Genomic DNA, 21,836 nt, shown 5'->3' on the forward strand with positions numbered 1-21,836 from the left:
GATGGATATCGGGACCATTCGCGGTATCGGCACCGTCGTAGTCATGGTCGCCTTCGTCGGCGTCCTGCTCTGGGCCTATGGCGGCAAACGCAAGGAGCGCTTCGACGAAGACGCCCTGCTGCCCTTCGCGGATGACCCGGTCGCCAAAAAGCACGTCGAGCAAGAGCAAGCTTCTAGGAGCAACAAAGAATGACAACCTTCTGGAGTCTGTACGTCACCGTACTTACCCTGGGCACCATCTTCGCCCTGGCGTGGCTGCTGTTCGCCACCCGTCGCGGTCAGCGCAACGAAGCCACCGATGAAACCGTCGGCCATGCCTTCGATGGCATCGAGGAGTACGACAACCCGCTGCCGAAGTGGTGGTTCATGCTGTTCGTGGCCACCTTCATCTTCGCCCTCGGTTACCTGGTTCTGTACCCGGGCCTGGGCAACTGGAAGGGCCTGCTGCCGGGCTACCAGGACAAGGCCGAATTCGCCAACGGCGAACAAGGCTGGACCGGTGTGCACCAGTGGGAAAAGGAAATGGCCAAGGCCGATGAGAAGTACGGCCCGCTGTACGCCAAGTTCGGCGCCATGCCGATCGAGGAAGTGGCCAAGGACGAGCAGGCCCTGAAAATGGGTAACCGCCTGTTCGCTTCCAACTGCTCCGTCTGCCACGGTTCCGACGCCAAGGGTGCCCACGGCTTCCCGAACCTCACCGACGCCGACTGGCGCTGGGGCGGCGAGCCGAAGGACATCATCGCAACCATCGAAGGCGGTCGCCACGCGGCCATGCCGGCCTGGGGCGAAGTCATCGGCGACCAGGGCGTTCATGACGTAGCTGCCTTCGTCACCACCAAGCTGGACGGCCGCAAGCTGCCCGAAGGCGTGACTGACGAGCAGGTTGCCAACGGCCAGAAGATCTTCTCCACCAACTGCGTGGCTTGCCACGGCGCTGAAGGCAAAGGCACCGCCGCCATGGGCGCGCCGAACCTGACCCACCCGGCTGCGTTCATCTACGGCTCGAGCTTCGCTCAGCTGCAGCAGACCATCCGCTACGGCCGTCAGGGCCAGATGCCGGCTCAGCTGGAGCGTCTGGGCAAAGACCAGGTTCACCTGCTCGCTGCCTACGTGTACAGCCTGTCCCATGGCGAAGGTGAGAAGAGCGCCGAATAAGCCTCTCTTTCCTACACCCATAGCGACACCCAGCGGCGCCGGTTTCTACACCGGCGCCGCTCTATTTCTGGGTCCATAATTCCTTGCGCGACCAACTGTCGCACGGTTGCAACACCCACCACGCCGTATCATTGTTAGGCGTGCAAGCATATTTCTGACCCTCTCGGCATGTATCGACAGGGCGCCCTCCCGCTGCCGTGGAATGCACTGATGAGCAAACAAATTCCGGTCCAGGACGTCACTCCGCCCACCAAGGGCAAGGGTGAAGGCGTCGACCTTTATGCCTCCCGGGAAAAGATCTACACCCGAGCCTTTACCGGGTTCTTCCGCAACCTCCGCATGGCCGGGGGCGCCCTCCTCTTCCTGCTCTACTTCGGTACCGTATGGCTGACCTGGAACGGTCGCCAGGCGGTTCTCTGGGACCTGCCCGAGCGCAAGTTCTACATCTTTGGCGCGACCTTCTGGCCGCAGGACTTCATCCTCCTCTCCGGCCTGCTGATCATCAGCGCGTTCGGCCTGTTCTTCATCACCGTGTTCGCCGGCCGCGTCTGGTGCGGCTACACCTGCCCGCAGAGCGTATGGACCTGGATCTTCATGTGGTGCGAGAAAGTCACCGAGGGTGACCGCAACCAGCGCATGAAGCTCGACAAGGCCCCCATGAGCGGCAACAAGCTGCTGCGCAAGATCGCCAAGCACAGTCTCTGGCTGCTGATCGGCCTGGTGACCGGCCTGACCTTCGTCGGCTACTTCGCCCCCATGCGCGAACTGCTGAGCGATCTGGTCACCGGCCAGGCAGACGGCTGGGCCTACTTCTGGGTCGGCTTCTTCACCCTCGCCACCTACGGCAACGCCGGCTGGCTGCGCGAGCAGGTGTGCATCTACATGTGCCCCTACGCGCGCTTCCAGAGCGTGATGTTCGACAAGGACACCCTGATCGTCTCCTACGACCCGCGTCGTGGCGAGAAGCGCGGCCCGCGCAAGAAGACCGTCGACTACAAGGCCCAGGGCCTGGGCGACTGCATCGACTGCACCATGTGCGTGCAGGTCTGCCCGACCGGCATCGACATCCGCGACGGCCTGCAGATCGAGTGCATCGGCTGCGCCGCGTGCATCGACGCCTGCGACAGCATCATGGACAAGATGAACTACCCGCGCGGCCTGATCAGCTACACCACCGAGCACAACCTGTCGGGCCAGAAGACCCACCTGGTGCGCCCGCGCCTGATCGGCTACGCCATCGCCCTGTGCCTCATGATCGGCCTGCTGATCACCGCCGTCGTCATCCGCCCGCTGGTGGGCTTCGACGTCAGCAAGGACCGCGTGCTCTACCGCGAGAACGCCGAAGGCCGCATCGAGAACGTGTACAGCCTGAAGGTCATGAACAAGGACCAGAAAGACCACACCTACGTGCTCAGCGCCAAGGGCATGGATGGCCTGATCCTGGAAGGCAAGAAGGAAATCTCGGTTGCCGCCGGGGACATCTTCACCATGCCGGTGGAACTGTCCATCGATCCGGAGAAGCTGCCCTCCACCACCAACGAGATCAGCTTCACCATCCAGTCGGTGGACGACCCGTCCATCAGCAAGGAATCCACCAGCCGCTTCATCGGCCCGCGCGTTCGTTGAACCAACGCTGAACGAATTGGCACCCCATGTTGCGCATGGGGTGCCAGTACCGAACGAAGCACGTAGAATTTCGCCCGCCCCTTCACCGGGCAGCGCCCCTGCGGCACTGCCAGCGAGAGAAAAAAGACCATGCAATCGGCCATGAAAACGCCCGTGGAACCCTGGTACAAGCACCTCTGGCCGTGGATCATCATCGCCATGCTGGCCACCTCGATCGCCCTCAGCCTGACGATGGTCAACATCGCCGTGAACAACCAGGACTCCCTGGTCAGCGACAACTATTACGAAGCCGGCAAGGGCATCAACCGTTCCCTCGACCGCGAGCACCTGGCCCAGGAACTCAAGCTGCGCGCCAGGATCAGCTTCGACGAACTGACCGGCGAAGTAGACCTGCGCCTCACCGGCAACAGCCGCCCGGCCACGCTCACCCTGAACCTGCTCTCCCCCACCCTGGAGTCGCAGGACAAGCACCTGGAGCTGCGCGCCAGCCCAGCCGAGCCGGGCCGCTACACCGCCAGCCTGGATGCCGCCGTGAAGGGTCGTCGCTTCGTCGAGCTGCTCGGCGAGGAGAACGGCAAGACCTGGCGTCTGTTCGAGGAAGAGAAAGTCGCACCCGGCGGCTCCTTCGACCTCGGCGACGAGCCCCTCAGCGGAGATGAAGCCGAGCGCCCATGAGCGCCGCGCTGCTCTGTTACCACTGCGCGCTGCCGGTTCCCCCCGGCAGCCGCTTCGTTGCACCCGTCCTGGGCGAGCCCCGCGAATTCTGCTGCCCCGGCTGCCAGGCCGTGGCCGAGGCCATTGTGGCCGGCGGCCTGGAAGGCTACTACCGTCACCGCACCGAAGCCGCGCCCAACCCCGATGCCCTCCCCGAACAGCTCGCCGACGAGCTGAGGCTGTTCGACCGCCCCGAGGTGCAGCAGCCCTTCGTCCAGCACCAGGGCGAACTGGCCGAGACCACGCTGATCATGGAAGGCATCAGCTGCGCCGCCTGCGGCTGGCTGATCGAGAAGCACCTCAAGGGCCTGCCCGCCGTCGCCGAGGCCGGCCTCAACCTGTCCAATCACCGCCTGCATGTGCGCTGGTCCGACAGCGAGCTACCGCTGAGCGAACTGCTCGCCGAGCTGCGCAGGATCGGCTACGCCGCCCACCCGTTCCAACCGGACCGCGCCGCCGAGCAGCTGCACCAGGAAAACCGCAAGTCCCTGCGCCAGCTGGGTGTCGCCGGCCTCCTGTGGTTCCAGGCAATGATGGCAACCATGGCCACCTGGCCGGAATTCAACATTGACCTGAGCCCCGAGCTGCACGAGATCCTGCGCTGGGTGGCGATGTTCCTCACCACGCCCATCGTCTTCTACTCCTGCCAGCCGTTCTTCCGCGGCGCCGTGCGCGACCTGCGCACCCGCCACTTGACCATGGATGTCTCGGTGTCCCTGGCCATCGGCGGCGCCTACCTGGCCGGCATCTGGACCGCTGTCACCGGCCATGGCGACCTGTACTTCGACGCCGTGGGCATGTTCGCCCTGTTCCTGCTCGCCGGCCGCTACCTCGAACGCCGCGCCCGCGAACGCACCGCTGCCGCCACCGCGCAGCTGGTCAACCTGTTGCCCGCGTCCTGCCTGCGCCTGGATGAGAGTGGCCAGGGAAGCCGCGTGCTGCTCAGTGAACTGAACGTCGGCGACCGCGTGCTGGTGCAGCCCGGCGCGGTGATCCCGGCCGACGGCCTGATCCTCGCGGGCCAGTCCAGCGTCGATGAGTCCCTGCTCACCGGCGAATACCTGCCGCAGGCGCGCCAGAGCGGCGACAGCGTCACCGGCGGCACCCTCAACGTCGAAGGCCCGCTGACCGTGCAGGTCAAGGCGCTGGGCGGCGACAGCCGGCTGTCCGCCATCGTCCGCCTGCTCGAACGCGCCCAGTCGGACAAGCCACGCCTGGCCGAACTGGCCGACAAGGCCGCGCAATGGTTCCTCGTCGCCCTGCTGGTGCTCGCCGCCGTGGTCGGCCTGTTCTGGTGGCAGCACGACGCTTCCCGCGCCTTCTGGGTGGTCCTGGCGATGCTGGTGGCGACCTGCCCCTGCGCGCTATCCCTGGCCACGCCCACCGCGCTGACCGCCGCTACCGGCAGCCTGCACAAGCTCGGCCTGCTGGTGACCCGCGGCCACGTGCTGGAGGGCCTGAACCACATCGACACGGTCATCTTCGACAAGACCGGCACCCTTACCGAAGGCCGCCTGACGCTGCGTGCAGTAAGGCCGATGGGCGCGCTGGACAGCGATGCCTGTCTGGCCCTGGCCGCCGCGCTGGAGAACCGCTCCGAACACCCCATCGCCCGCGCCTTCGGCCGTGCGCCGCAGCCCGCCGAGAGTGTCGAGAGCCATCCCGGCCTGGGCCTGGAAGGCGTGGTCAGCGAGCGTCGCCTGCGCATTGGCGAACCGTCCTTCGTCTGTGCCCTCAGCGGCAGCGTCGCGCCCGAACACCCGCAGGAACCCGGCCAGTGGTTGCTGCTGGGCGATGAAAGCGGTGCCCTCGCGTGGCTGGTGCTGGACGACCGCATCCGCGATGACGCCGCCGACCTGCTCGACGCCTGTCGTGCCCGCGGCTGGCGCACCCTGCTGCTGTCCGGCGACAGTTCGCCCATGGTCGGCCGCGTTGCCGCCGAATTGGGCATCGACGACTGCCGCGGCGGCCTGCGCCCGGACGACAAGCTCGAAGTGCTGCGCCAGCTGCATCAGCAAGGCCGCCGCGTGCTGATGCTGGGCGACGGCGTGAACGACGTGCCGGTACTGGCCGCCGCCGACATCAGCGTCGCCATGGGCTCAGCCACGGATCTCGCCAAGACCAGCGCCGACGCGGTGCTGCTTTCCAATCGCCTGGACAGCGTGGTACAGGCCTTCGGCCTGGCCCGTCGCACTCGCCGGGTAATCATCGAGAACCTGATCTGGGCGGGGCTGTACAATGGGCTCATGCTGCCCTTCGCCGCCCTCGGCTGGATCACGCCCGTGTGGGCCGCGGTGGGCATGTCGATCAGTTCGCTGACCGTGGTGCTCAACGCCCTGCGCCTGACACGGCTGCCCAAGGGCGCCGGCGCCCCCCCAGCGTCCACTGCCCTGCCCGTCGCCCCGCAAGCGGCGCAGGCGCTGCCACGGAGTTGAAATGCCCGCTCTCTACATCATGATCCCGGTCGCGGTGGTAATCGTCGGCATCTGCATCGCGATCTTCTTCTGGGCGGTGAACAGCGGCCAGTACGACGACCTGGACGGGCCGGCCCACAGCATCCTGTTCGACGACGAAGATCCCAGGCACCAGGCTGGCATCGACGAAGCCGAGGGTGACGACGCGCACGCCAGCCAGAAGCAGGACAAGCGCGATGCCTGACCTGGCGCCGCTGCTGGCGTCTGCGCTGATCCTCGGCCTGCTCGGCGGCGGTCACTGCCTGGGCATGTGCGGCGGCCTGATGGGTGCGCTGACCATGGCCATTCCGCCAGAGCAGCGTGGGCGCCGCCTGCGCCTGCTGCTGGCCTACAACCTCGGCCGCATCCTCAGCTACGCCTGTGCCGGCCTTCTGCTCGGCCTCGCCGGCTGGGCCGTCGCGCGTACGCCGTTCGCCTCGGCGCTGCGGGTGATCGCCGGCCTGCTGCTGATCGCCATGGGCCTGTACCTGGCCGGCTGGTGGAGCGGCCTGACCCGCATCGAAGCCCTGGGCCGCGGCCTGTGGAAGCACATACAGCCCTTTGCCAGCCGTCTGCTGCCGGTGGCTACGCTGCCGCGCGCACTACTGCTCGGCGCGCTCTGGGGCTGGCTGCCCTGCGGCCTGGTCTACAGCACCCTGCTCTGGGCCACCAGCCAGGGCTCGGCGGTGGACAGCGCCCTGCTGATGCTCGCCTTCGGCCTGGGCACCTGGCCGGTACTGCTCGCCACCGGGCTCGCCGCCGAGCGCATCACCGCCCTGTTGCGCAAACGCAGCGTACGCATGGCCGGCGGTATCCTGGTGATCCTCTTTGGCCTGTGGACCCTCCCCGGCCCGCACCAGGCCTGGATCATGGGCCACGACATGCACGCCAGCGCCGCCACTCCCCACCATAAAGCCGCTTGATACAGGTCAACAGGCCTCTGTCGGACTCTCCCTAGACTGCGCAGGAAAAGCTCGCCACCGGGGAACATCGGCATGCTCGACAATATTCGCTGGGACGCAGATCTGATACGCCGATACGATCTGGCCGGCCCGCGCTACACCTCCTATCCCACAGCCGTGCAGTTCCACGAAGGAGTCGGACCCTTCGACCTGCTGCACGCGCTGCGCGATAGCCAGAAGGCGCAGCGCCCGCTCTCGCTCTACGTGCACGTCCCGTTCTGCGCGAACATCTGCTACTACTGCGCCTGCAACAAGGTCATCACCAAGGATCGTGGCCGCAGCGCCCCCTACCTCGCCCGTCTCATCCATGAAATCGAGATCGTCAGCCGTCACCTGGGTCGCCAGCAGCAAGTCGAGCAGCTGCATTTCGGTGGAGGTACCCCGACCTTCCTGAGCCCCGGCCAGTTGCGCGAGCTGATGGCGCAATTGCGCACCCATTTCCACTTCGTCGAGGGCGACTTCGGCGATTACGGCATCGAGATCGACCCGCGCGAGGCCGACTGGTCGACCATGGGCCTGCTCCGCGAACTGGGCTTCAACCGCGCCAGCATTGGCGTGCAGGACTTCAACCTGGAAGTGCAGCAGGCGATCAACCGCCTGCAAAGCCTCGACGAGACCCGCGCCATCATCGACGCGGCGCGCACGCTGCAATTCCGCTCGATCAACATCGACCTGATCTACGGCCTGCCCCGGCAGACCCCGGACACCTTCGCCCGCACCGTCGAGCAGGTCATCGCCCTGCAGCCCAACAGATTGTCCGTGTTCAACTACGCACACCTCCCCGAACGCTTCCCGCCGCAGCGGCGGATCAAGGCCGAGGACCTGCCCTCCCCCGGACAGAAACTGGAGATGCTGCAACGCACCACCGAGCAACTGGAAGCCGCCGGGTACCGCTACATCGGCATGGACCACTTCGCCCTGCCGGACGACGAACTGGCCATGGCCCAGGAAGACGGCACCCTGCAACGCAACTTCCAGGGCTATACCACCCACGGTCACTGCGACCTGGTGGGCCTCGGGGTTTCCTCGATCAGCCAGATCGGCGACCTCTACTGCCAGAACAGCAATGACATCGCCGACTACCAGAACACCCTCGACCAGGGCCAGCTCGCCACTCGCCGGGGCCTGCACTGCAACAAGGACGACCTGATCCGCCGCGCGGTGATCCAGCAGCTGATCTGCCATTTCCAGCTGGACTTCGAGGACATCGAGGACCTCTACAACATCGATTTCCGTGGCTATTTCGTGGAAATCTGGGACGACCTCGAACGCTTCGCCCGCGACGGCCTGATCAGCCTCGGCCCACGCGGCATCGATGTCAGCGCCTCCGGCCGGCTGCTGGTTCGCTCCCTGTGCATGCTGTTCGACCGCTACCTGCCGATGCAGAACCTGCAACGCTTCTCGCGGGTCATCTGACCCGCGGGTTCCCCTTCGCACGACCGACGGTACGGGGCCAACTGTCGCACCCTTTGCTACAGGATATGTCCTTCATCCCAGGGTGTAGGAACAGCCCTGAACCGGCACTTTTCGAAAGGATTCGAGACCGCTCCAACCCCTACGAAACCCTCATCCCCGTCGCTGGAACCAGCGATTCAGACAGGTCGCCAACTGGCGCGCGACTTGCGGTCTGCGGTACCCTTGGTTTTTGTGTGCCATCCCATTCAAGGAACACTCATGGCCGAAACCATCAAAGTGCGCGCCCTGCCCCAGGCGCACTGCAAGGATTGCAGCCTGGCTCCCCTCTGCCTGCCCCTGTCGCTCAACCACAGCGACATGGACGCTCTCGATGAAATCGTCAAACGCGGCCGCCCACTGAAAAAGGGCGAGTTCCTGTTCCGCCAGGGCGATGCCTTCGGCTCTGTCTTCGCCGTGCGCTCCGGCGCCCTGAAAACCTTCAGCATCACCGACGGCGGCGAGGAGCAAATCACCGGCTTCCACCTGCCCAGCGAACTGGTCGGCCTGTCCGGCATGGACACCGAGAGCTACCCGGTATCGGCCCAGGCCCTGGAAACCACGTCGGTCTGCGAGATTCCCTTCGAACGCCTGGACGAGCTGTCCGAGCAACTGCCGCAACTGCGCCGCCAGCTGCTGCGCGTGATGAGCCGTGAAATCCGCGACGACCAGCAGATGATGATGCTGCTGTCGAAGAAGACCGCCGACGAGCGCATCGCCACCTTCCTGGTGAACCTCTCCGCGCGCTTCCGCGCCCGTGGCTTCTCGGCCCAACAGTTCCGCCTGGCCATGTCGCGCAACGAGATCGGCAACTACCTGGGCCTGGCGGTGGAAACCGTCTCCCGCGTGTTCACCCGCTTCCAGCAGAACGGCCTGATCGCCGCCGAAGGCAAGGAAGTGCACATCCTCGACTCCATCGAGCTGTGCGCACTGGCCGGCGGCCAGCTGGAAAGCTGACAGACACGAAAGCTGACCCATTGGTTGACTTTCCAGTCATCGAAAACGGGCTCGCCGACTGGCGGGCCCGTTATACTTTGGCCTCTGCAAAAACCGCATCAGGTGCACATCCAGCATGATCCTCAACCAACTCGACCTGAAGTCCGTGATCCGTGCCGTTCCCGACTTTCCCAAGCCCGGCGTCATGTTCCGCGACATCACCCCGCTGTTCCAGTCGCCGCGAGCCCTGCGCTTCGTCGCCGACAGCTTCATCCAGCGTTATGTCGAGGCCGACTTCACCCACATCGGCGCCATGGATGCGCGCGGCTTCCTGATCGGTTCGATCATCGCCTACGAGCTGAACAAGCCCCTGGTGCTGTTCCGCAAGCGTGGCAAGCTGCCGGCTGACGTGCTGGCCCAGGCCTACGAGACCGAGTACGGCGAAGCCCTGTTGGAAGTCCACGCCGACAGCCTGTGCGAAGGCGACAGCGTGCTGATCTTCGATGACCTGATCGCCACCGGCGGTACCCTGCTGGCCGCCGCGCAACTGGTACGCCGGATGGGCGCCAGCGTGTTCGAGGCCGCCGCGATCATCGATCTGCCGGAGCTGGGCGGTTCGACCAAGCTCAATGACGCACAGATCCCCACCTACAGCCTGACTGCCTTCGCCCTCGACGAGCAGTGACAGACCGCTGTCGGTAAACACGGGCGCTTCGGCGCCCGTTTTCGTTTCCGCCCTCCCCACCGCTCAGACGCCCCATCCAATGGCTGGTCGTGACCCGCTTGGCCTGATTCGACCCCGCCACGGCCACATATGACCTTTCGATTGTCCGACAAGACTCCGAACATGACATCAGCTAATGACACATTACGAGGTGGCATAGCGAACTAACGACAGGGCTTGCCTGGGTCGCCGCCCCTGCCGCGCGCGCCCTCCCGCACAACAAGAAGGAGTTAGTCATGAACGCCAGCACCACGCCGATCCGCGCCAATTTCCCGGTCCGCCGCATGGATTTCAGCTTCAGCGAAACGCCGAAATACTGGTGGGACGGGCAACCCTTCATGACCCACTTCATGAACAACCTGTCCTCACTGTTCCCCTATGGCGAAAAGTTCTTCGTCGACAGCGTGCGCGCCGTGCGCGAGCGCATCCAGGACCCGCAACTGCAGAAGGACGTCAGCGCCTTCATCGGCCAGGAAGCCATGCACTCCAAGGAGCACGCGGCCTACAACGAGTACGCCGACGAGCACGGCATCGACCTGGAAACCCTGGAGCTGCGCATCAAGGTGCTGCTCGAATCCATCAGCAAGGTCACCACCAAGAAGCACCAGCTGGCGATCACCTGCGCCCTGGAACACTTCACCGCGACCATGGCCGAGCAGTTGCTCAAGCGTGAAGACCTGAGCAGCCAGATGAAGTCCGACAAGATGTACAAGCTGTGGATGTGGCACGCCGTCGAGGAAAACGAGCACAAGGCGGTGGCCTACGACGTCTACCAGCAGGTCTATGGCGGCTACTTCACCCGCACCGCGGTGATGCTGCTGACCACCGGGATCTTCCTCGGCGTCATCGCCGGCTTCCAGATCAACCTGCTGCGCCGCGACGGCCAGCTGTTCAACTGGCGCAGCTGGAAACATGGCCTGGGCGTACTGCTGCACCCGCGCCGCGGCTACTTCGTCAACCTGATCCGCCCGTGGCTGGACTATTTCCGCCCCGGCTTCCACCCCTTCGACCATGACACCAAGGCGCTGGAAACCCGCTGGAAGGAAACGCTGGATTTCGCTGGCTGACCGTCGCGTACCCACGAAAACGCCAGGCAATCGCCTGGCGTTTTCATTTCACACTCTGTGGGAGCAACTGTCTTTTTCTGGAACTCCGCGCCTGCGCTTCCCCCTCACCCCATCCCTCTCCCTCAGGGAGAGGGGGCAGTCCGAGCCGACTGACGCCAAGGTTTCATCCTGCACCGAACGGTCCCCTCTCCCCCTGGGAGAGGGTTAGGGTGAGGGCTGGCCCGAGCACAGAGCTATCTCGTAGGAGCGTGCCATGCCCGCGATCGCGCGCGCTCCTACACTCAACCCTCCTGCCTCCGCGGCAGATCATCCACCGTGTCGAACCACGAAAGCTGCGACGAACACCAGACATGACACTGCGGCTCGATCAGCTCCGGCTCATCCAGGGTCACGGTGTTGAGCCCCACCGTCTCGCCGTCGCGCACGCGGAACTCCATCGGCGTGCCGCACTTCACGCAGAAGCGCCGCTCGCCGTCCGGGCTTGAGCGCCACATCCCCAGTTCGCCGGCGGTATACGCGAAGCCCGTCAGCGGAATCACCGCCCAGGGCACTGCCGGCGCAGCATTGGATTTCTGGCAGATGCGGCAGTGGCAGTAACCGGTCTCTTCCGGCTGGGCATCCACCCGGTAGCGCACCGCGCCGCAGGCGCAGCCGCCGAACAGGGGCAAAGGCAACATGCTGACGCTCCCGCTATGACCCAAGAAGACTTACAGCCTAGCGAGCATGCCGAAAGTCTGCAGCACCGCGACACCGGTGAAGAGCAACAGGATTTGTCGTTCGGCCAGGGCGCAGACTTCCCCGCGCTGCTCCGGCGGGCACTCGAGATAGTCCAGCGACTGCTGGAACAATTGCCGGCTGATCAGCCGCGACAGCTGGTTCAACTCGTTCTCGTCGATGTCCGGCAGCAGGTGGAACTGGCGGATGTCCTCGGCCATGTCCTCACCGAACTCGTCCATCACTCGCGCCAACGCCTCGCGCAGCACCGGCGACGGCCCATGCAGCTCACGCACACCAATGATGAAGGCCTGCGGGTTGCCTTCCACGAAGTCGAAGAACAACCGCACGGTCTCCCGCGTCACCCGCTGGCCACGCTCCAGGTCCAGGCCGAAAGGCACGCTGGCCGCGCCCTCCCCCGGTTGCGCGCGCTCGGCGGCCTCGCGGCGCAGGTCGCGCAATGGCTGGCGCAGTTGAGTGGCGATGTCGCGAATGATCGCCAGGCCCAGATCATCCACGTCACCGAAGTGCCGGTAGAAGGTATTCGGGTTCAGCCCCGCTTCACGCGCCAGCTCGCGCAGCCCGAGGCTGCTCAGGCTGCGCCGGCTGGCCGCCAGGCGCAGCGCCGCGTCGATCAGCGCGCGCTTGCCGGCGGCCTCCGCTGGCCGTTCTTCCTGTCCGATTTCCATGTGTCCGGCGCCCGACCCCACCTAAGGTTGGTTGTTCCTGCGGTATACAGATGTCTACATTTCATCACGTAGACAGTTGTATACGCCAGCAATAATCATAACAGGAGCGTGGCCATGAGTACGGTTGTGAGTACCCAACCAAAGACTGCCCCCAGACACTGCAAGGTCGCCATCATCGGCACCGGGTTCTCCGGGCTGGGCATGGCGATACGCCTGAAGCAGGAAGGCGAGAATGACTTCCTGCTGTTCGAAAAGGATGCCGGCGTCGGTGGCACCTGGCGGGTCAACAACTACCCGGGCTGCGCCTGCGACGTGCAATCCCACGTCTACTCCTTCTCCTTCGAGCCGAACCCGGACTGGACGCGCATGTTCGCCCGCCAGCCGGAAATCCGCGCGTACCTGGAGAAGTGCTGGGCGAAGTACCGCCTGGAAGACAAGACGCTGCTCAACACCGAGATGGCGCGCTTCGAATGGAACGAGGAACAGCAGCTCTGGCACCTGTTCGACGCCGCCGGCAACCACTACACCGCCAAGGCGGTAGTCTCCGGCATGGGCGCACTGTCGATCCCCTCGATCCCCGCGCTCAAGGGCCTGGAGAACTTCCAGGGCAAGGCCTTCCATTCCCAGCAGTGGGACCATGACTACGACCTCAAGGGCAAGCGCGTCGCGGTGATCGGTACCGGCGCCTCGGCGATCCAGTTCGTCCCGGAAATCCAGCCGCTGGTGGCCAAGCTCGACCTCTACCAGCGCACCGCGCCGTGGATCCTGCCCAAGCCGGACCGTGCCATCAGCGACAAGGAGCGCGCGCGCTTCCGCCATTTCCCGGCCGTGCAGAAACTCTGGCGCGGCGCCCTCTACAGCATGCTCGAAGGCCGTGTACTGGGCTTCACCTTCGCACCCTGGGCAATGAAGCTGGTGGGCAAACTGGCCGAGCGCTTCATCCGCCAGCAGATCAAGGACCCGGACCTGCGCCGCAAGCTGACCCCGGACTACACCATCGGCTGCAAGCGCGTGCTCATGTCGCACAACTACTACCCGGCGCTGGCGGCCTCCAACTCCTCGGTGATCGTCGACGGCATCCGCGAGATCAAGGCCGGCAGCATCATCACCAGCGATGGCCGCGAGCGTCAGGTGGACGCGATCATCTTCGGCACCGGCTTCACCGCCAACGACCCGATCCCGCGCGGCGTGGTGTTCGGCCGGGACGGCGTGGACCTGCTCGACACCTGGAAGAACGGCCCGGAAGCCTACAAGGGCACCATGACCCGCGGCTTCCCCAACCTGTTCTTCCTCATGGGCCCGAACACCGGCCTGGGCCACAACTCGATGGTCTACATGATCGAATCGCAGATCGCCTACGTGCTGGGCGCCATCAAGCTGATGGATCGCCGCGAGCTGCAGAGCGTCGAAGTGAAGGAAGACGTGCAGGAACGCTGGAACGAGAAGCTGCAGCGCGGCCTCAACCACAGCGTATGGAACACCGGCGGCTGCAAGAGCTGGTACCTGCACCCGGTGAGCGGGCGCAACTGCACCCTGTGGCCGGGCTTCACCTGGCGCTTCCGCGCCCTGACCAGCCAGTTCGATCCCGGCGCCTATCATCTGAAGGCCAAACCCCTGAGCAGCCCTGTCGTCCAACCGCAACGCCACGCCGAGGAGGTGCCGGCATGAAGAACTTCGAGAACAAGGTCGCCGCCATCACCGGCGCAGGCTCCGGCATCGGCCGCGCCCTGGCCGTGGAACTGGCCTCCCGTGGTTGCCACCTGGCCCTGGCGGACGTGAATGCCGCAGGCCTGGAGGAAACCCGCCAACTGCTCTCCTCCTCCGGCGTGCGGGTATCCATCGACACGGTGAACGTCGCCGACCGCGAGCAGGTGCACGCCTGGGCCGACAAGGCCGCCCGCGAGCACGGCAAGGTCAACCTGGTGTTCAACAACGCCGGCGTCGCCCATGCCGGTACCGTGGAAGCCAGCGACTACGAAGAGTACGAGTGGATCACCAACATCAACTTCTGGGGCGTGGTCTACGGCACCAAGGCCTTCCTGCCGCACCTGAAGGCTTCCGGTGACGGCCACATCGTCAACGTCTCCAGCGTGTTCGGCCTGTTCTCCCAGCCTGGCATGAGCGCCTACAACGCCACCAAGTTCGCCGTGCGCGGCTTCACCGAATCGCTGCGCCAGGAGCTGGACATGGAACGTGGCGGTGTCTCCGCCAGCTGCGTGCACCCCGGCGGGATCAAGACCAACATCGCCAAGACCGCGCGCATGAACGACAGCATGGTCAAGGTCACCGGGCAGAACGCGGAAGCGGCGCGCACCCAGTTCAACGACCAGTTGCTGCGCACCACCCCGCAGAAAGCCGCACAGGTGATCATCCGCGGCGTGGAGCGCGATTCGCGGCGCATCCTGATCGGCTCGGACGCCCACGCCATCGACGTGATGCTGCGCCTGCTGCCGGTCTGGTACCAGAAGGTGGTCACCGGCAGCATGAAGCTGGCCAGGCGCTTCGCTCCCAAGCCCAAGCGCAAGTCCGCCGCCGAGGGTTACGAGGCCAAGTAACGCGCCAATCTGAAGTTTCCAGGCAAAGAGTCCCTTTTTCCCTGTCGGGCCGGCGCCCATCCCCCTTACCCCCGGATGGGCGCCGTTTTTTTCAGGGATCATTGCCGGACAGCGATCACCGACGGGTCAGCACCACCTCCAGATATTCGCTGGGCACCACCAGCGACGAGGGACCCGCGCGATTGCTCGCTTCGAGCAGCTGCGTCAGATCACGCTCCAGCAACTTCCCATCCGCTTCCGGCAGGTTGGCGAAAGCCTTGTGCAATGGACCGTACCAGTCGCGGAAGACCTCGATGAAATGCGCGGCGGAGCGATAGCGGAAGTTGAAGACCTGCCGCGTCGCACGCAACTCGCCGATCGATCCGTCGAACAGCTCGCGCAGATGCTCCTCCCGTCCCCACGCGGACGGCGGGCGAACACCCGCCGCCGGCGGGATGTAACCCGAAAGCACCTTGAACACCTGGCCGATGAAGCCCTCGGGCGTCCAGTTGGCCAGGCCGATGCGTCCGCCGGAACGGCAGACCCGCGCCAGTTCCGACGCGGCTTTCGCCTGGTCGGGGGTGAACATCACGCCGAAGGTCGAGACCACCGCATCGAAGCTGCCGGCTTCGAAGGGCAGCGCCTCGGCATCGGCCTCGCGGAACTCCACGGCCAGATGCTCCGCACGGGCGCGCTCGGCGCCCAGCTCCAGCAAACGCGGCACGTAGTCGGTGGATATCACCCGGCATCCGCGCCGGGCGGCGGCCAGGGTGACGTTGCCGTTGCCGGCGGCGACGTCCAGCACCCGCTCGTCGCAGAGCAGGTCGCAGGCTTCGGCCAGGCGCTCGCCGACGATCTGCAGGGTGGTGCCGATCACGGCGTAGTCGCCGCTGGCCCAGGTGGCCATCTGGCGTTGTTTCAGGGCATTGAGGTCTACAGCGGTAGTCATTTGTGGTTCTCCTGACGGGCAAGGCGCGCTCATTCGGCGGTGGTCGGATCGAGGGTGGTGACGACCTGCGATATCCGATTGGCCGGGAAGCCGCCCAGTCGCGCGTGCTCTCGCACGGCGGCTTCGTCGGGGGCTATGTACAGGCAGTAGATGCGGTCTGCGACCACGTAGCTGTGCAACCACTGCACCTGCGGCCCCAGCTGGTTCAAGACCTTGCAGGACTTCTGCGCGATAGCCTGGAAATCGCGGTCGGTCAGGGCTCCGGCGCCGGGGATCTCGCGCTCTATGACGAACTTCGGCATGACACTCTCCATGGGTGGGCTGATGCGGGTACCGCGACATCCCGCACCTTCATGCTGCGCCGCGGCCTGGCCGCCGTCCTGCTCCAGCGTCGGTGTTGCCTGTCCGATCGTCCGGCGGCCCGCCACGGCTTCGCTTTCGCGCCCAGACTTCGACTGAGAACCCCGCTCCGGAGGCGCCCCTCGATGAGCACGCAAAGCATCCTCGCCGCCCAGCAGCGCCTGGAGCGCCTGGTGCGCCAGCGGCCTGGCGTCGCCCAGGTCCGCGACGTCCCCGCCACCGCGCTCTGGGAAGGCGGCGGCAAGACGCAGACGCGTCATCCGGACGGCAACCTGATCCATACCGACCTGCCGCAGGAACTGGGTGGCGATGGCGAGCGTGTCAGCCCCGGCTGGCTGCTGCGCGCCGCGTTGGCCTCCTGCGCCGTTACACGCATCGCCATGCTGGCCGCCGAGCGAGGAATGCAGCCACAGCGGCTGGAGGCGCAAGTCACCAGCGACACCGACCTGCACGGCCTGCTCGGGCTGCGCCGCGAAGATGGCCAGCACGTCCCCGCCGGCCCGTTGGCCGTCCACGTGCAGGTCAGCATCAGCGTGCCGGGTGCCCCGGATGCAGAAGTACGCGAGATGGTCGAGCAGGCCATGCGCGTCTCCCCGATGCTCAGCGCACTGGCCGAAGCCGTACCGGTGCGCCTGGACATCGACAGCGGCACCCCCTGATGGACGCACTGTCGGAGACCCTGCGCGTAGTCCGGTTGGTCGGCGCCATTTTCATCAATGCGCGCTTCACCGCGCCCTGGTGCTATCAATCGCCAAGGGCAGATTCGGTGGTCGAGCTGCTGGAGCCGGGCGCCGAACAGGTGGTGATCTTCCACCTCATCACCGAGGGAGAATGCTTCGTCGAAATGGGCCGAGCCGAGCCAGTGCGGCTGGTGGCCGGCGATGCAGTGATCTTCCCCCAGGGCCACGCCCATCGCATGGCCTCGCAACCCGGCGTCCCACCGGCCACGGGAGCACGACTGGACGCGGTGCTGGCCCGTCGGCCGCGCCAGTTGGCCTATGGCGGCGGTGGTGCGACGACGCGCCTGGTCTGCGGCTACCTCGCCTGCGACGCACGGCTGGCGAGGCTGCTGCTCGCCGGGCTGCCGGCGCTGGTGAAGGTCAACGTGCGCGGCTCGGCCGCTGGCGCCTGGCTGGAGTCCTCGGTGCGCTACGCGCTGGCCGAGGCGCGCTCGCCCCGTCCCGGCGGTGCCGGCGTACTGGCCAAGCTGGCGGAGGTGTTGTTCATCGAGGTGCTGCGCCTGTACATGGAGGAACAGGGCGAGGACCGCAGCGGCTGGCTGGCCGGGCTGCACGACCGCATAGTCGGCAGCGCCCTGGGCGCCCTGCACAAGGCACCGGCTCATCCCTGGAGCCTGGAGGAACTGGCGCGCTGCGCCGGTACTTCTCGCTCAGTGCTGGCCGAGCGCTTCCTCGGGCTGGTGGGCTGCCCGCCAATGCAGTACCTGACTCAGTGGCGAATGCTGCTGGCCGCCAACCTGCTGCGCGGCAGCAACGCCCCGCTGGCGCGGATCGCCGAGGACGTCGGCTATCAGACAGACACGGCCTTCAGCCGCGCCTTTCGCCGCGAATACGGCTGCCCGCCGGCGGCCTGGCGGCGCAGCCAGGCAGCCGGCGCACGCCCGTCGATGTAAGGGCGCTCAGAGCCCCATCTGCTTGGCGATGATCTCGTTCATGATCTCCCGCGTGCCGCCGCCAATGGAGAGAATGCGGTTGTCGCGGTACAGCCGCTCCACCAGGCTCTCGCGCATGTAGCCCATGCCGCCCAGTACCTGCACCGCGTCGTAGGTCACCCGGTCGGCCACGTCGGTGGCGAAGTTCTTGGCCATGGAGATTTCCTTGATCACGCTCTTGCCGGCGGCCATCTTCGCCGCCTGGCGGTAGGTGAACTCGCGGGACACTTCGACCTGGGTAGCCATCTCCGCCAGCCGGTGCTTGAGCACCTGGAACTTGCCGACCGGCTTGCCGAACGCCTCGCGCTCGCGGCTCCAGGCCAGCGCCTCGTCCAGCGCCAGCTGCGCGGTCATGTTGGCCATGATCGCCAGGGCCAGACGCTCGCTCTGGAAGTTCGCCATGATGCAGGCGAAGCCCATGTTCTCCGCGCCGATCAGGTTTTCCACCGGCACCTTGCAGTCGTCGAAGAACAGCTCGGCGGTATCCGACGCCCACCAGCCCATCTTCTTCAGCTTGCGGCTGACGGTGAAGCCGGGCGTGCCCTTCTCCACCAGCAGCAGGCTGACGCCGCCGAAGCCATCGCCGCCGGTGCGCACGGCCACGGTGTAGTAGTCGGCGCGCACACCGCTGGTGATGAAGGTCTTGCTACCGCTGACCCGGTAGTGGTCACCGTCGCGCACGGCGCGGGTCTTCAGGCTGGCGACATCGGAGCCGCCGGACGGCTCGGTGACGGCCAGTGCCATGATCTTCTCGCCGGCCAGCACCTGCGGGGCGATGCGCTCGCGCAGCTCCGGGCGGCCCCACTTGATCAGCGGCGGCAGGCCGATATCCAGCGAGCCCAACCCCGCGACCAACCCGCCGGAGCCGCAGCGCATCAGCTCCTCGCTGGCTGCCACCTTGGCGAACAGGTCGCCCTCGTGGCTGCCGCCGAACGCCTCGGGATAGCCGATGCCGAGGATACCGGCCTCGCCCGCCTTGCGGTACAGCTCGCGGGGAAACTCCTCCGCCTCCTCCCAGTCGGCAACGTGGGGCAGGATTTCACGCTCGACGAAGCGCCGCACGCTGTCGCGGACCAGGCGGTGGTTGTCATCGAAGTATTCGGCGAACACGGACATGGCAAGGCTCCAGACGGTTTGACTGAAACTTACCGAGCGCTTGCTTGGTTTTCAAGGCGAGACACCCGCCATCGGCTAGGACAGATGTGCCGTCCCGAATCGCTCGCGGTAAGCCGAAGGCGCTACGCCAGCCGCACCACGGAAGGCATTACGAAAGCTTTCCACGGTGCCGAAGCCACATCGCTCGGCGATCCGCTCGATGCTGTCAGCGCTGCTTTCGAGCAATTCGCGGGCGCGCAGCATGCGCTCGTGCTGCAGCCAGGCCTTGGGCGTCATCCCCGTCGCTTCGCTGAAGCGGCGCAGAAAGGTGCGCTCACTCATGGCCACACGGCTCGCCAGTTCGCCGACGCTGATCGACCGGTCCAGGCGTTGCCGGGCCCAGTCCAGCAGCCCTGCGAGGTCATGCCGGGGCGCCTGCGCCACCGGCGCGGGGATGAACTGCGCCTGACCGCCGCCGCGCTGCGGCGACATCACCAGGCGCCGCGCGACGGTATTGGCAACCTGCGCACCGAAGTCCCGCGCCACCAGGTGCAGGCAGGCATCGATGCCCGCCGCGCTACCAGCGGAAGTGATCAGTTGCCCGGCGTCTACATAGAGCACCTGGGCATCGACTTCGATGGCCGGGAAGCGCGTCGCCAGCTCCTCGGCATAGCGCCAGTGCGTGGTCGCCCGCTGGCCGTCCAGCAATCCGGTGGCGGCCAGGACGAAGACACCGGAGCAGATCGACAGGAGCCGCGCGCCTTCGTCATGGGCCTTACGCAGTGCCTGCACCAGCTCGGCGGACGGTGCCTCGGTACGATCACGCCAGCCCGGCACGATGATCGTGCCTGCCGTATCGAGCGACTCCAGCCCGCCGTCGGCGAGCACGCGGATGCCGCCCAATGCACGCATGGGCCCTTCATCGACGGCAACGACGCGGTGGCTGTACCAGGGGAAGTCGAACTCGGGACGCGGCAGGCCGAACATCTCCACGGCGATGCCGAATTCGAAGGTGCACAGACCGTCGTAGGCGAGCACGGCGACTTCCAGGGGATTGCGCTGCATTTGGCGGAAAACTTCCGATCACTGTCCTGCCCGCCACTGTAGCCGATTCGCAGGGCCCCATACAGTGCTCCCACTTTCCACAGGAGCCTTGCCATGCCCAGCCTCGTCAGCCAGTTCCCCGCCGCCCTGCCCGCCGATGCCCTCGCCCACTTCAGCCACCGCCTGGCCTTCGAAACCGACTGTTCCGACGTCAACCACGCCCTGCAGAACGGCGAGCAGGATTTCGTCCTGCTCGATGTGCGCAACGCCGCCGCTTTTGCCCGTGGGCATGTCCCCGGAGCACTGAACCTGCCGACTCGCGAGATCGATGCCCGGCGCATGGCGCAGTTCGCCCCGGGCACCCTGTTCGTCGTCTACTGCGCCGGACCGCACTGCAACGGCGTGCACCGCGCCGCCGCGAAGCTCGCCGCGCTGGGTTTGCCGGTGAAGGAGATGATCGGCGGGGTGACCGGCTGGCTGGACGAAGGCCTGGCTCTGGTCGGCGTGGCAGGTGACTCGTTGCTTGCAGGCGGTGAAAGCATCAGCTGCGCCTGCTGAGCCCGAATGCAACAAGGCCGGAATTGCTCCGGCCTTGTTCGTCGTACAGGAAGTGCTTGGATGGCTCAGCTACTGATCGGCCGGCGCCCAGCCAGGGCGTGGGCCAGGGTGCCGCCGTCGACCAGCTCCAGCTCGCCACCCAACGGTACGCCGTGGGCGATGCGCGACAGCACCAGGTCGCCGCCGCCCAGCAGCTGGGCGATGTAGTGGGCGGTTGCCTCGCCTTCCACCGTGGGGTTGGTGGCGAGAATGATCTCACTGAAATTGCCGGTCTTGATTCGCGCTTCCAGCTCGGGAATGCCGATGGCTTCCGGGCCGAGGCCGTCCAGCGGCGACAGATGCCCCTTGAGCACGAAGTAGCGGCCACGGTAACCGGTCTGCTCGACGGCGAACACGTCCAGCGGACCTTCGACCACGCACAGCAGGCTATCGTCGCGGCGCGGGTCGGTGCACTGCGGGCAGAACTCGTCCTCGGACAGGGTGCGGCACTGCTTGCAGTGACCGACACCCTCCATCGCCTGGGTCAGTGCCTGGGCCAGGCGCAGGCCGCCACTGCGGTCACGCTCCAGCAGCTGCAGCGCCATGCGCTGGGCACTCTTCTGCCCCACTCCGGGCAGGGTGCGCAGGGCGTCGATCAGTTGGCGGATCAGCGGCGTGAAGCTCATGGGGCGGTCTCAGGATATTTTTCGGAGGGGTAGAACGACTGTAGGAGCGAGCTTGCTCGCGAACCCTGCCAGGCCGTGAAGGGCCGGTAGAGCGTTCGCGAGCAAGCTCGCTCCTACAGGTCAGCGGGATGCCTGGATTAGAAAGGCATCTTGAAGCCAGGCGGGAGCTGCATGCCGGCGGTCATGCCGGACATCTTGTCCTGGTTGTTCTGCTCGATCTTGCGCACGGCGTCGTTCACCGCGGCGGCGATCAGGTCTTCGAGGATTTCCTTGTCTTCCTGCATCAGGCTGTCATCCAGGGAGACGCGCTTGACGTCGTGGCGACCGGTCATCACCACGCTCACCAGGCCGGCGCCGGATTGACCGGTCACTTCGGCGTTGGCCAGCTCTTCCTGCATCTTCTGCATCTTTTCCTGCATCTGCTGGGCCTGCTTCATCAGGCCGGCCATGCCACCTTTCATCATGTC

23 protein-coding genes and 1 pseudogene are annotated in these 21,836 nt (G+C 65.9%); 16 read left to right on the forward strand and 8 right to left on the reverse strand.

The features are described from left to right. Position 1: 1 nt before the first annotated feature. From IB261_RS18880 to IB261_RS18930, 11 genes are all read left to right on the forward strand, one after another. Entirely contained in the window at positions 2–193 is a 192-nt protein-coding gene (locus IB261_RS18880) for a cbb3-type cytochrome oxidase subunit 3 (protein ID WP_024763940.1), read from the forward strand. Then, the gene (gene ccoP / locus IB261_RS18885) at positions 190–1,155 is read left to right on the forward strand and encodes a cytochrome-c oxidase, cbb3-type subunit III (RefSeq protein WP_081518549.1); all 966 of its coding nucleotides are present in this window, start codon (positions 190–192) and stop codon (positions 1,153–1,155) included. The genes IB261_RS18880 and ccoP overlap by 4 nt, the downstream gene beginning before the upstream one ends. 210 nt (positions 1,156–1,365) lie before the next feature. Continuing rightward, a complete protein-coding gene (gene ccoG, locus IB261_RS18890) occupies positions 1,366–2,781 on the forward strand; it encodes a cytochrome c oxidase accessory protein CcoG (protein ID WP_192381377.1) in 1,416 nt (471 codons plus the stop codon). Between the two features lie 129 nt (positions 2,782–2,910). Then, on the forward strand, positions 2,911–3,456 hold the full coding sequence (locus IB261_RS18895) for a FixH family protein (protein ID WP_192224380.1): 546 nt from the start codon (positions 2,911–2,913) through the stop codon (positions 3,454–3,456). After that, the gene (locus tag IB261_RS18900) at positions 3,453–5,930 is read left to right on the forward strand and encodes a heavy metal translocating P-type ATPase (protein ID WP_192381376.1); all 2,478 of its coding nucleotides are present in this window, start codon (positions 3,453–3,455) and stop codon (positions 5,928–5,930) included. Before IB261_RS18895 ends, IB261_RS18900 begins: the two co-directional genes overlap by 4 nt. 1 nt (position 5,931) lies before the next feature. Beyond that, positions 5,932–6,153 (forward strand): cbb3-type cytochrome oxidase assembly protein CcoS, encoded by a 222-nt coding sequence (gene ccoS / locus IB261_RS18905; RefSeq protein ID WP_081518553.1) that lies wholly within the window; start codon positions 5,932–5,934, stop codon positions 6,151–6,153. Next, positions 6,146–6,871 carry a sulfite exporter TauE/SafE family protein gene (locus IB261_RS18910; protein WP_081518554.1) on the forward strand — a complete coding sequence of 242 codons (726 nt, stop codon included), beginning with the start codon at positions 6,146–6,148 and terminating at the stop codon, positions 6,869–6,871. The genes ccoS and IB261_RS18910 overlap by 8 nt, the downstream gene beginning before the upstream one ends. Before the next feature lie 72 nt (positions 6,872–6,943). Next, positions 6,944–8,326 carry an oxygen-independent coproporphyrinogen III oxidase gene (gene hemN, locus IB261_RS18915; RefSeq protein ID WP_192381375.1) on the forward strand — a complete coding sequence of 461 codons (1,383 nt, stop codon included), beginning with the start codon at positions 6,944–6,946 and terminating at the stop codon, positions 8,324–8,326. 258 nt (positions 8,327–8,584) lie between these two features. After that, on the forward strand, positions 8,585–9,319 hold the full coding sequence (gene anr / locus IB261_RS18920) for a transcriptional regulator Anr (protein ID WP_024763934.1): 735 nt from the start codon (positions 8,585–8,587) through the stop codon (positions 9,317–9,319). Between the two features lie 115 nt (positions 9,320–9,434). Then, a complete protein-coding gene (locus IB261_RS18925; protein WP_045209111.1) occupies positions 9,435–9,983 on the forward strand; it encodes an adenine phosphoribosyltransferase in 549 nt (182 codons plus the stop codon). Positions 9,984–10,258: 275 nt separating this feature from the next. Next, on the forward strand, positions 10,259–11,089 hold the full coding sequence (locus IB261_RS18930) for a metal-dependent hydrolase (RefSeq protein ID WP_081518556.1): 831 nt from the start codon (positions 10,259–10,261) through the stop codon (positions 11,087–11,089). A 281-nt stretch (positions 11,090–11,370) separates the two neighbouring features. Here the strand turns inward: IB261_RS18930 and IB261_RS18935 are convergent, their stop codons facing one another. Together IB261_RS18935 and IB261_RS18940 are read right to left on the reverse strand one after the other, a co-directional pair. After that, positions 11,371–11,766, reverse strand: coding sequence for a GFA family protein (locus IB261_RS18935; protein WP_081518557.1), 396 nt, complete (start codon positions 11,764–11,766; stop codon positions 11,371–11,373). 30 nt (positions 11,767–11,796) lie between these two features. After that, positions 11,797–12,492, reverse strand: coding sequence for a TetR family transcriptional regulator (locus IB261_RS18940; protein ID WP_151187652.1), 696 nt, complete (start codon positions 12,490–12,492; stop codon positions 11,797–11,799). 76 nt (positions 12,493–12,568) lie between these two features. Here IB261_RS18940 and IB261_RS18945 point away from each other — a divergent pair. Further along, a pseudogene (locus IB261_RS18945) lies at positions 12,569–14,160 on the forward strand (flavin-containing monooxygenase). Next, positions 14,157–15,047, forward strand: a complete 891-nt coding sequence (locus IB261_RS18950; RefSeq protein WP_192211028.1) for an SDR family NAD(P)-dependent oxidoreductase — start codon at positions 14,157–14,159, stop codon at positions 15,045–15,047. The pseudogene IB261_RS18945 and the gene IB261_RS18950 overlap by 4 nt, the downstream one beginning before the upstream one ends. A gap of 115 nt (positions 15,048–15,162) precedes the next feature. Here IB261_RS18950 and IB261_RS18955 read toward each other — a convergent pair whose 3' ends face one another. Both IB261_RS18955 and IB261_RS18960 read right to left on the reverse strand, forming a co-directional pair. Next, positions 15,163–15,975: a class I SAM-dependent methyltransferase gene (locus IB261_RS18955; protein WP_192381374.1), complete on the reverse strand. Its 813-nt coding sequence runs from the start codon at positions 15,973–15,975 to the stop codon at positions 15,163–15,165. A 29-nt stretch (positions 15,976–16,004) separates the two neighbouring features. Further along, positions 16,005–16,277 carry a DUF4242 domain-containing protein gene (locus IB261_RS18960; protein WP_081518561.1) on the reverse strand — a complete coding sequence of 91 codons (273 nt, stop codon included), beginning with the start codon at positions 16,275–16,277 and terminating at the stop codon, positions 16,005–16,007. Between the two features lie 183 nt (positions 16,278–16,460). Between IB261_RS18960 and IB261_RS18965 the strand changes: the two genes are divergently transcribed. Then, the gene (locus IB261_RS18965) at positions 16,461–16,994 is read left to right on the forward strand and encodes an OsmC family protein (RefSeq protein ID WP_192381373.1); all 534 of its coding nucleotides are present in this window, start codon (positions 16,461–16,463) and stop codon (positions 16,992–16,994) included. Further along, positions 16,994–17,968 (forward strand): AraC family transcriptional regulator, encoded by a 975-nt coding sequence (locus IB261_RS18970; RefSeq protein ID WP_192381372.1) that lies wholly within the window; start codon positions 16,994–16,996, stop codon positions 17,966–17,968. The genes IB261_RS18965 and IB261_RS18970 overlap by 1 nt, the downstream gene beginning before the upstream one ends. Before the next feature lie 6 nt (positions 17,969–17,974). Here the strand turns inward: IB261_RS18970 and IB261_RS18975 are convergent, their stop codons facing one another. Together IB261_RS18975 and ftrA are read right to left on the reverse strand one after the other, a co-directional pair. Continuing rightward, positions 17,975–19,123, reverse strand: coding sequence for an acyl-CoA dehydrogenase family protein (locus tag IB261_RS18975; protein ID WP_192381371.1), 1,149 nt, complete (start codon positions 19,121–19,123; stop codon positions 17,975–17,977). 75 nt (positions 19,124–19,198) lie between these two features. Further along, positions 19,199–20,167: a transcriptional regulator FtrA gene (gene ftrA, locus IB261_RS18980; RefSeq protein WP_192381370.1), complete on the reverse strand. Its 969-nt coding sequence runs from the start codon at positions 20,165–20,167 to the stop codon at positions 19,199–19,201. A gap of 93 nt (positions 20,168–20,260) precedes the next feature. On the opposite strand from ftrA, the gene IB261_RS18985 reads away from it, so the two are divergent. Beyond that, positions 20,261–20,704: a rhodanese-like domain-containing protein gene (locus tag IB261_RS18985; RefSeq protein WP_192381369.1), complete on the forward strand. Its 444-nt coding sequence runs from the start codon at positions 20,261–20,263 to the stop codon at positions 20,702–20,704. Between the two features lie 65 nt (positions 20,705–20,769). On the opposite strand, the gene recR is transcribed toward IB261_RS18985, so the two are convergent. Both recR and IB261_RS18995 read right to left on the reverse strand, forming a co-directional pair. Next, positions 20,770–21,369 (reverse strand): recombination mediator RecR, encoded by a 600-nt coding sequence (gene recR / locus IB261_RS18990; RefSeq protein ID WP_192381368.1) that lies wholly within the window; start codon positions 21,367–21,369, stop codon positions 20,770–20,772. Between the two features lie 137 nt (positions 21,370–21,506). Continuing rightward, positions 21,507–21,833 (reverse strand): YbaB/EbfC family nucleoid-associated protein, encoded by a 327-nt coding sequence (locus IB261_RS18995; RefSeq protein ID WP_045209089.1) that lies wholly within the window; start codon positions 21,831–21,833, stop codon positions 21,507–21,509. Positions 21,834–21,836 lie beyond the last annotated feature (3 nt).

Origin of the sequence: Pseudomonas sp. PDM20, from assembly GCF_014852575.3 — a bacterium.
Classification (GTDB): Bacteria; Pseudomonadota; Gammaproteobacteria; order Pseudomonadales; family Pseudomonadaceae; genus Pseudomonas.